The sequence below is a fragment of the Falsiroseomonas tokyonensis genome (genome assembly GCF_019024325.1).
Taxonomy (GTDB): Bacteria; Pseudomonadota; Alphaproteobacteria; order Acetobacterales; family Acetobacteraceae; genus Falsiroseomonas; species Falsiroseomonas tokyonensis.
This window is the reverse complement of sequence record NZ_JAFNJS010000003.1, coordinates 448,893-458,898: the sequence shown is the minus strand read 5'-3', so window position 1 is coordinate 458,898 and position 10,006 is coordinate 448,893. Positions and strand designations below refer to the sequence as shown.

Here is a 10,006-nt window from a genome sequence, read left to right as displayed (position 1 = left end):
TGGCCGCGGCGGCCATTCGGCCGCTCGCCCGCGTTCCGCGGGCGCGGGTTAGTCCCTGCGGCCGCTGGTGTCAGAACTTCAGCCCCATGGCGCGGACCATGGCGCTGTCCTCGGCGTAGAATTCCTGAGCGTAGCGGGCATAGGCTTCGCCATCGGCATACATCATTGGCATGTTGTAGCGCTCCAGCACCGCCAGATGCGCCGGGTCCTGCAGTGCGTCGCGGAAGGCATCGTGCAGCACGGCGACCACCGCGGGGTCCAACCCGCGCGGCGCGGCCAGGCCGTAGGGGGAGCTGTTGACGATGTCGATCCCGGCCTCCCGCAAGGTGGGCGCCATGGCGAAGCGTGGCGGGCGTGCCTCGCCCCAGGTGGCGAGCAGGCGCAGCCTTCCGTCCAGCACCAGCTCGCCCCAGGCGCTGCTCTCGGCGGCCATGTCGACCTGCCCGGCCAGCAGGGCCTGAAGGCTTTCCGCGCTGCCGCGGAAGGGCACATGCACCAGGCGCAGCCCGCCGGCCATCTGGGCGATGCGCTCCATCGTCACATCCAGCGTGGCGACGCCGGGCGAGCCATAGGTCAGGGCGCCCGGATTGGCGCGGGCATGGTCGAGCATCTGGCCGAGCGTCTGGAAGGGGCTGTCGGCGCGCACGACGATCCCAAAAGTGTAGCCCACGAGGCGGATCACCCAGGTGAAGTCCACCATGGGATCGTAGCTGGGACGCGCCATCATCACCGGGATGCGGAAGATGGAATTGGGCATGACGGAGAGGGTGTAGCCATCCGCACGCGTGTTCTGGGCCAAGGCGGCCGCGCCCATGCTGCCGCCGGCGCCGGGCCGATTCTCGATCACCACCGGCTGGCCGAGCCGCCGCGCGGCGCCTTCCGCCAGCACGCGCATCTGCACATCCGTGGTGCCGCCCGGCGGGAAGGGCACGATGACGCGGATGGGCCGATCCGGAAACCTTGCCTGCGCCAGCGCCGCCCCGGACAGGCAGGCAGCCGCAATGCCCAGCGCGCTGCGCCGGCCGATCGCCGTGTTCGGCATGGTGTTTCCTCCCCGCGTGTCTGAGCCTGACCCAGAAGATCGGCGGGTCGGTCCAGTGCGGCTTTTCCGTCCTGGCGGCGTCCGACAACTTGCCGATGCAACCAGCATCGGCGGCGTTGCCGTCCTGGCCAGGACAAAAAATCCGCGACCGGCCCTCAGCCGCCGACCTTCTGGGTCAGGCTCTCAGGCGGCCTCCGGCAGCCCTCCCGCGGCGACGACCACCCGCAGATGGTGGTCCACGTCGCCGAACAGGCCGGCCAGCATCGTCAGCCGCTTGAAATAGTGCCCTGCCTTGTACTCCTCCGTCACGGCGATTCCGCCATGCAGCTGGATAGCGTCCTTGCCGAGCTGGTCGGCGTTCTTGGCGACCAGCGCCTTGGCGGCGGAAAGCGCCACGCGGCGGGCGGCGGGGTCGGCCTCCTGCACCATCATGGCGGCATACATGGCCATGCTGCGCGCCTGTTCGCTGGCCACCAGCATGTCGGCCGCGCGGTGCTGCAGCGCCTGGAAATTGCCGATGGGCTGGCCGAACTGGGTGCGCTGCTTCAGGTAGTCCACGGTGAGGTCGCGGAGGACCTCCATGGCCCCGAGCGCCTCGGCGCAGATCGCGGCCTGGGCCTCGTCCACCACCTGCTCGATCAGCGGCAGCGCGGCGCCCTCGGCGCCCAGCAGCGCGCTGGCGGGCACCGAGACATTCTCCAGCACCACCTCCGCCGCGCGCAGCCCGTCCTGCGTCGCATAGCCACGGCGGATGACGCCGGCGGTGGCGGGGTCGAGCAGGAAAAGGCTGATGCCGTCGCGGTCGCGCCGCGCGCCGGCGGTGCGGGCGGAGACGATGAGGCGATCCGCGCTGTCGCCATGCAGCACCACGCCCTTGGCGCCGTTCAGCACATAGCCATCGGCGTTGCGCGTGGCGGTGGTGGCAATGTCGAACAGGTCGTGCCGCGCCTGGCGTTCCTGATGCGCGAAGGCGAGGGTCAGGCTGCCCTCCGCGATCGCCGGAATCAGCTCGGCGCGCTGTTCCGCACTGCCCGCGCGCTTGAGCAGCCCGCCGCCGAGCACGACGGTGGCAAGATAGGGTTCCACCACCAGGCCACGGCCAAACTGCTCGCAGACCAGCATGGTCTCCACGGGCCCGCCGCCGAAGCCGCCGTCATCTTCCGAGAAGGGCAGCCCCAGCAGCCCCATCTCGGCAAACTTCTGCCAATTCGCATCGGCATAGCCGCGCGGCTGCGCGCGATAGGTCTTGCGCTTTTCGAAGTCGTCATAGGCATCCGCGACGAGACGGCGGATGCTGTCGGAGAGCATGCGCTGCTCGTCGGTCAGGTCGAAATCCATGTGCCGTCAGAGCCCCAGGAATGCTTTGGCGATGATGTTCCGCTGGATCTCGTTGGAGCCGCCATAGATCGAGACCTTGCGGTAGTTGAAGAACAGCGGCGCCGCGGCATCCGCCCAATCCGGGCCCACGCTGGGCAGGTTCAACCCTTCCTCGTCGCGGTCCGGCCGCGGCATGGCATAGGGGCCGGCGACATCGACCAGCAGCTGCGTGGAGGCCTGCTGGATCTCACTGCCCTTGATCTTGAGGATCGACGACGACGGATCCGGCTTATCGCTGGCCTTGCCACGCTGCGCGGCCACCACGCGCATCTGCGTGATCTCCAGCGCCTTCAGCTCGATCTCGGACCAGGCGAGGCGGCGACGGAAATCCGGGTCGTCCCAGACCATGCCCTCCCCCGCCGGCGTTTCCTGCGCCAGCCGCTTCACGCGCGCCAGGCGTTCCTTGGTCATGCCGATGCGGGCGATGCCGATGCGCTCATTCGACAGCAGGAATTTCGCGTAGTCCCAGCCCTTGTTCAGCTCGCCCACCAGGTTCTCGGCGGGCACGCGCACCTCGTCGAAGAAGACCTCGTTCACCTCATGCCCGCCATCGATGGTGATGATGGGGCGCAGCGTGATGCCGGGCGTCTTCATGTCGATCAGGATGAAGGAAATGCCGGCCTGCTTCTTCACCGTGCTGTCCGTGCGCACCAGGCAGAAGATCCAGTCGGCATATTGGCCGAGCGTCGTCCAGGTCTTCTGGCCGTTGACGATGAATTCCTCACCCTCCCGCCGCGCCGTGGTCTTCAGCGAGGCAAGGTCGGACCCCGCGCCAGGCTCCGAAAAGCCCTGCGCCCACCAGATATCGAGATTGGCGGTGGAGGGAAGAAAACGCTGCTTCTGCGCTTCTGACCCGAAGGTGGCGATGACGGGGCCGACCATGTTGACGTTGAAGCCGAGCGGCTGCGGCACGGCGGCGGCCTGCAGCTCCTCGACATAGATGTAGCGCTGCACCGGCGTCCAATCCTGGCCACCCCACTGCACCGGCCAGTTCGGCGTGGCCAGGCCCTTGGCATGCAGGATGCGCTGGCTGGTGACATAGTCATCCCGCGCCAGGGCACGACCCTCGCTGACCTTGCGGCGGATCGGCAGCGGGATCTCGCTGCGGAAGAATTTGCGGAGGTCATCGCGGAAGGCGATTTCGTCGGGGGTGTAGCGGAGGTCCATGTGTCGTCTCCTAGGCCTTGGCCGCTTCTTCGTCGCGCAGTGCGCTCGCCAGCAACTTGCCCGCCGCGCTGCGCGGCAGGGTTTGGCGAATCTCCAACGCCGCCGGCATCTCGTGCTTGCCGACGCGGTCTGCCAGAAATGCGCGCAGATCCTCCAGCGTGAAGGGCTGCGCACCCGGCTTCAAGGCACAAAAGGCCTTGGCCGCCTGGCCGCGATAGGCATCCGGCACGCCGATCACCACGCATTCGGCGACGGCGGGATGCTCGTAAATGGCCTGCTCGATCGCCGCCGGATAGACGTTGAAGCCGCCGGACAGGATCATGTTCTTGCGACGATCGACCAGGGTGAAATGGCCGGCCGCGTCCATCCAGCCAGTGTCGCCGGTCAGGAACCAGCCATCCGCGAAGGCGGTGGCATTCTCCTCCGGCCGGTTCCAGTAGCCGGAGAAGACGTTGGGGCCGCGGATGGCGATCTCGCCGATCTCGCCCACCGGCATTGCGCGCGTCGGCGCGTCCAGCGCCACGATCCGCATCTCGATTCCCGGCAGCGGCAGGCCGATGATGCCGGCGCGGCGTGGGCCATCGGGCGGGATGCGCGTGCCGGCGGGGCAGGTCTCCGTCATGCCCCAGCCGCCGCCGATGCGCAGCTTCAGCAGGCGCTCCACGCGCTGCTGCACTTCCTGCGGCATCGGCGCGCCGCCCGAGCTGCACTGGCGCAGGCTCGACAGGTCCCGCTGCTCGAGTCCCGGCACGCCGGCAATGCCGATCCACATGGTCGGCACGCCGGAGAAGGTGGTGATGCGCAGCCGCTCTACATCCTCCACCCACTGCGCCGCATCGAAGCGCACCCGCAGATGGCACAGCGCGCCCTGCGCCAATTGCCGCAGCAGCACGGCGGTAAGGGCAAAGATGTGGAACAGCGGCAGCAGCACCAGCACGCGCGCCGTGCCCTCCGGCAGGTCCGTGCGGTCGCGCCAGGTGCGGTAGATGGCGACGGCGGCGGTCAGGTTGCCGTGGCTCAGCATGGCGCCCTTCGGCGTGCCGGTGGTGCCGCCGGTGTATTGCAGCAGCGCCAGGTCGTCGGGCGAGACCGTGGGCCATTCCGCTGGCGGCTCGGCCTCGGGGATCAGCGGAAAGTCGCAGGCGGCATCCTCCCCGCCCCAGCGCGCCTCCGGCGCCAGCAGCACGTCCCCCACCGCGCCTTCCGCGCGCAGCCATTCGGCATTGGCCACCAGCGCGGGAAAGCCGGTGGTGATCAGCAGCTTCGCACCGGAATCATGCGCCTTGTGCGCCAGCTCCCGCTTCGCATCGAGCGCCGAGAAATGCACCACGCGCGCGCCGAGGCGCAGCGCGGCAAAGAAACACAGCGGATGCCAGGGCGTATTCGGCAGATACAGCGCCACGCAATCCCCGGGCCGGATCCCGCGCGCCCAGAGCCCCGCCGCGATACGGTCCGACAGCGCGCGCAGCCCGGCATAGCTCAGCACATGGCCGCGATATTCCAGCGCCGGCTTATCGCCGAAGCGCCTTGCCACATCATCGAGGAAGGCGGGCAGCGTGCCGCGCGGGATCGGCGTGTCCCAGCGGCATTCCGGCGGGTAGGACGCCTCCCACGGGTGCATCTCAGTCGGCCTTGAGGCTCGCGAAGCCCTTGCCTTCGGTCGCCAAACGCGACAGCAGATCGGCGGGGCGCAGCGTCTCGTCGCCCGTCGTTTCCGCGAAGGCGCTGAGCCGCGCCGCTACCTGCGGCAGGCCGACGGAATCCGCGTAATGCATCGGCCCGCCACGCCAGGCCGGCCAGTTGTAGCCATGCAGCCAGACCACATCGATATCACCCGGCCGGGCGGCGATGCCTTCCTCCAGGATGCGCGCGCCCTCGTTCACCATGGGTAGCACGAGGCGATCGAGGATTTCCTCTTGCCCGATCTCGCGCTGCGCCACGCCTTCGGCCGCGGCCACGCGGCGGATCAGCGCCGTGACCTCGGGATCGACAACACCCGTGCGGCTGCCCTCGGGATACAGGTAGTAGCCCTTGCGCGTCTTCTGGCCGAGCCGCTCCGCCTCCACCAGCGCATCGGCCACCGGCGCGCGCTTGCCCGTGGCGCGGCGAATGCGCCAGCCGATGTCGAGGCCGGCGAGGTCCGCCATCGCAAACGGGCCCATGCGGAAACCGAAATCGGTCAGCGCCTTGTCCACCTGTTCCGGCGCCGCGCCTTCCAGCAACAGCCGCTCCGCCTGCTGCGTGCGGCGGGCCAGCATGCGGTTGCCGACGAAGCCGTAGCAGACGCCGACGACGACCGGCACTTTTGCGAGCTTGCGGCCGATCTCGGTGGCCGTCGCCAGCGCCTCCGGCGACGTATGTTTGGCGCGCACAACCTCCAGCAGCTTCATCACATTGGCCGGCGAGAAGAAGTGCATGCCCAGCACGTCCTGCGGCCGGGACGTGGCGGAGGCCATCTCGTCGATATCGAGATAGGAAGTGTTGCTGGCCAGGATCGTCCCCGGCTTGGTCACCCGGTCGAGATGCGCGAAGACCTGCTTCTTCAGGCCCATCTCCTCGAAGACCGCTTCCACCACCAGGTCGGCATCCGCCGTGGCGTCCAGGCCGACCGCGCCCTCGATCAGGGCGAGGCGCGCATCGCGCGCCTCCGCGCCCAGGCTGCCGCGCTTCACGCTGCTGTCGTAGGTGCCGCGGATGCGCTCCATGCCGCGGGCCAGCGCCGCCTCATCCGTCTCGATGACGCGCACGGGAATGCCGGCATTCGCAAAGCACATGGCGATGCCCGCGCCCATGGTGCCGCTGCCGAGCACCGCGGCGCGCGCCACCGGCCGCGGCTGCGTGCCCTTCGGCAGGCCGGCGATCCGGGCGGCCTCGCGCTCCGCGAAGAAGACATGGCGCAGCGCCTTGCTGCGCGGGTCGTCCAGCAGGCGCAGGAAGGCGGCGCGCTCGAAGGCCACGGCCTCCGCAAACGGCATGTCGAAGGCGGCGCGGACGCAGGCGATGCAGTCGGCGATCTGCGGCTCGGTCGCGGCGCGCTTGGCGAGCGTGGCGGCTTCCTTCTCGAAGGCCTCGCGATCGCCCAGCCCCGCATCCCGCGCCGAGACCGGCTGCGGCTTCGGCCGCTTCACGAAATCGCGTGCCGCCTGCAGCAGGTCGCCCAGCACCACGGTATCGGCCAGCCCCGCCGCCACCGCCGCATCGGCGTCCATCGGATCGCCGGAGACCATCAGCTTCAGCGCCGCCGCCGCCCCCATCAGCCGCGGCGCCCGCTGCGTGCCGCCGGAGCCCGGCAGCAGCCCGAGCTTCACCTCCGGCAGGCCGAGCTTCGCCCTGGGCCCCAGCACCCGCCAGCTGCAGGCCATGGCCACTTCCAGCCCGCCGCCCAGCGCCGCGGCCTGGATCGCCGCCACCACGGGCTTCGCCGCGCCATCCAGCGCCGCCACAAGCTCCGCCAGCGTCGGCGAGACGGGCGGCTTGCCAAACTCGGAAATATCGGCACCGGCGATGAAGGTGCGGCCCTCGGCGGCGATCACCAGGCCGGCGACGGCGGGGTCGGCCTCCGCCCGCCGCACGGCCTCGAAGAGCCCGGCGCGCAGGGCGGCGGAGAGCGCATTAACCGGGGGGTTGGACAGCGTCGCCACCGCGATGCCGTCCGAAACCTCATACCGCACCGGTTCCGCCATGCGCCCTCTCCCCGATCCTTGGCCCATCCTGTCCGTCATCCCCGCGCCATGGTCAAGGCAGGCCGGCGCCGGCAGGATGGCGGGCGAAAGGGAGACCCCGGATGCCACTTCCCCCGCTGCTGCAGGGCCGCCTGCGCCTGCCCGCCATCGGCGCGCCGCTGTTCATCGTCTCGACGCCGGAGCTGGTGCTGGCGCAATGCCGCGCCGGGATCGTGGGCAGCATCCCCTCCCTCAATGCCCGCCCGGCGGAGGCGCTGGACCCCATGCTGGCGCGCATCACCGCCGGGCTGACGGCGCAGGACGCGCCATTCGCGGTGAACCTGATCGTGCATGCCTCCAATGACCGGGTGGAGCATGACCTTTCGGTCTGCGAGCGGCATCGCGTGCCGATCATCATCACCTCGCTGCGCCCGCCCCAGGCGGTGGTGGACCGGGTGCATGGCTGGGGCGGGCTGGTCTTCCATGACGTGACGAATCTGCGCCATGCGCAGAAGGCGATCGAGGCCGGCGTCGATGGGCTGATCCTGGTGGCCGCCGGCGCCGGCGGCCATGCCGGCACGCTGTCCCCCTTCGCGCTGGTGGCGGAGGTGCGCCGCATCTATGGCGGCACGCTGATCCTGTCCGGCTCCATCACCACTGGCGCACAGATCCTGGCGGCGCAGGCGATGGGGGCGGACCTGGCCTATCTGGGCACCCGCTTCATCGCCTCGGCCGAGGCCCAAGCGGCGGAGGGCTACAAGCGGATGATCGTGGAGGGCCAGGCGGCCGACATCCTCTACACGCCCTTTTTCACCGGCATCCCCGGCAACTACCTGAAGCCCAGCATCATGGCATCCGGCCTGGACCCGGAGGCGCTGCCCGCGGTGGACAAGACCAGCGCCAATTTCGGCACCAGCCGCGTGAAGCCGTGGAAGGATGTCTGGGGCGCCGGCCAGGGCATCGGCAGCATCACCGACGCCCCGCCGGCGGCCGAGATCGTGGCGCGGCTGCGGGCGGAATATGAGGCCGCCCGGGCGGCATTGACCCTTCCGGCAAGCGGCGCCTAGCCTCCGCCCGCCGCCGTCAGAGCGGCAGGAGGAAACAATCCATGCAACGCCGTTCGCTGTTCCAGGCGGGCGCGGGTCTCGCCGCGACCGCGTTTTCGGGGATGGCCCCGGCCATCGCGCAGCCGGCCCGCGCCGCCACGCTGCGCTTCGTGCCGCAGGCCAACCTCACCGCGCTGGACCCGATCTGGACCAGCGCCATCGTCACCCAGATGCATGGCTACCACGTCTACGACACGCTCTATGCGCTGGACGCCCGGCTGCGCCCGCAGCCGCAGATGGCGGAGGGGCATGAGGTCTCAGCCGATGGCCGCGTCTGGCGCATCCGGCTGCGGGAAGGCCTGAAATTCCACGACGGCACGCCGGTGCGGGCGGTGGATTGCGCCGCATCGCTGGCCCGCTGGGCCAAGCGCGACCCGTTCGGCCAGATCCTGGTGACCTCCGTCGATGAATGGCGCGCGGCGGATGACCGCACGCTGGAAATCCGCCTGAAGCGCCCCTTCCCGCTGCTGCTGGAAGCGCTGGCCAAGCCGGACGCCAATGTGCCCTTCATCATGCCGGAGCGCCTGGCCACCACCGACGCCAATACCCAGATCGGCGAGGTCATGGGCAGCGGCCCCTTCCGCTTCCTGCGCGACGAATTCGTCTCCGGCAGCCGCGTGGTCTACGCGAAGAACGAGGCCTATGTGCCGCGCCAGGAGCCGGCCAGCGGTGCGGCCGGCGGCAAGGTGGCGCATTTCGCCCGCGTCGAATGGCACATCCTGCCGGACCCGGCGACGGCGGCCGCGGCGTTGCAGGCGGGCGAGGTGGACTGGCTGGACCAGCCGCTATCGGACCTGATCCCGACCCTCGTGCGGAACCGGGACATCGAGGTGGGCGTGCTGGCGGAGGCCGGCATCATGTCCATCATGCGCCTCAACCACCTGCAGCCGCCCTTCAACAATGTGAAGGTGCGCCAGGCGGTGGCGCTGGCGGTGGAGCAGGAGGACTACATGCGCGCCACGCTCGGCAATGACCGCAGCATCTGGCGCACCTGCCACAGCCTCTTCCCCTGCGGCACGCCGCTCGGCGTCGAGAACCTGTCCGAATTCAACGCGCCGCCGCGCAGCCTGGACCGGGCCAAGGCCGCTCTGCAGGCCAGCGGCTACAATGGCGAGAAGGTCGTCATCATCAACCCGACCGACTTCCCGCTGATCGGCCCGCACGGGCTGATCACGGCAGACCGGCTGCGGCGGATCGGGATGAATGTGGAACTGGCCGAGACCGACTGGGGCACGGTGGTGCAGCGCCGCGTGAGGAAGGAGCCGGTGGAGCGCGGCGGGTGGAGCATCTTCCACACCTACGGCTCGTCACTCGGCTACCTGAACCCGGCGGTGTCCTCCCTGGTGAAGGGGCCGGGGGAGAATGGCTGGTTCGGCTGGTATGACAGCCCGCGGGCGCAGGCGCTGGTGCAGCAATGGCTGGACGCGCCGGATGCGGAGCGGCAGCAGGCCCTGGCGAATGAGCTGAACAAGCTGGCGCAGGACGATGTGGCCACCATTCCGCTCGGCCAGTTCACCATCCGCAGCGCCTGGCGGAAGCGGATCACGGGGCATCTGAAGGGCAGCATGCCCTATCCGTGGGGCGTCAGGCCGGTGTGACCGATAGCCCTCCCCCGCGCTTGCGGGGGAGGGTTGGGTGGGGGCTTCCACGAA

At 69.8% G+C, this 10,006-nt stretch carries 7 protein-coding genes; 2 read left to right on the top strand and 5 right to left on the bottom strand.

Translation table 11 applies throughout. The features are described 5' to 3' along the window. Positions 1 to 70: 70 nt before the first annotated feature. The 5 genes from J3S20_RS12700 to J3S20_RS12680 all read right to left on the bottom strand — a co-directional run bounded on the left by J3S20_RS12700 (position 71) and on the right by J3S20_RS12680 (position 7,269). The gene (locus tag J3S20_RS12700) at positions 71 to 1,042 is read right to left on the bottom strand and encodes a Bug family tripartite tricarboxylate transporter substrate binding protein (protein ID WP_216836841.1); all 972 of its coding nucleotides are present in this window, start codon (positions 1,040 to 1,042) and stop codon (positions 71 to 73) included. A 183-nt stretch (positions 1,043 to 1,225) separates the two neighbouring features. Then, the gene (locus J3S20_RS12695; protein WP_216836840.1) at positions 1,226 to 2,380 is read right to left on the bottom strand and encodes an acyl-CoA dehydrogenase family protein; all 1,155 of its coding nucleotides are present in this window, start codon (positions 2,378 to 2,380) and stop codon (positions 1,226 to 1,228) included. A gap of 6 nt (positions 2,381 to 2,386) precedes the next feature. Beyond that, a complete protein-coding gene (locus J3S20_RS12690) occupies positions 2,387 to 3,586 on the bottom strand; it encodes an acyl-CoA dehydrogenase family protein (protein ID WP_216836839.1) in 1,200 nt (399 codons plus the stop codon). 10 nt (positions 3,587 to 3,596) lie between these two features. Next, complete coding sequence (locus tag J3S20_RS12685; RefSeq protein ID WP_216836838.1) at positions 3,597 to 5,207, bottom strand: AMP-binding protein; 1,611 nt, start codon at positions 5,205 to 5,207, stop codon at positions 3,597 to 3,599. Position 5,208: 1 nt separating this feature from the next. Continuing rightward, positions 5,209 to 7,269, bottom strand: a complete 2,061-nt coding sequence (locus J3S20_RS12680; RefSeq protein ID WP_216836837.1) for a 3-hydroxyacyl-CoA dehydrogenase NAD-binding domain-containing protein — start codon at positions 7,267 to 7,269, stop codon at positions 5,209 to 5,211. 101 nt (positions 7,270 to 7,370) lie between these two features. Here J3S20_RS12680 and J3S20_RS12675 point away from each other — a divergent pair, with 101 nt between their 5' ends. Continuing rightward, positions 7,371 to 8,315: an NAD(P)H-dependent flavin oxidoreductase gene (locus J3S20_RS12675; RefSeq protein WP_216836836.1), complete on the top strand. Its 945-nt coding sequence runs from the start codon at positions 7,371 to 7,373 to the stop codon at positions 8,313 to 8,315. Positions 8,316 to 8,356: 41 nt separating this feature from the next. Next, positions 8,357 to 9,952, top strand: a complete 1,596-nt coding sequence (locus J3S20_RS12670; protein WP_216836835.1) for an ABC transporter substrate-binding protein — start codon at positions 8,357 to 8,359, stop codon at positions 9,950 to 9,952. Positions 9,953 to 10,006: the final 54 nt, after the last annotated feature.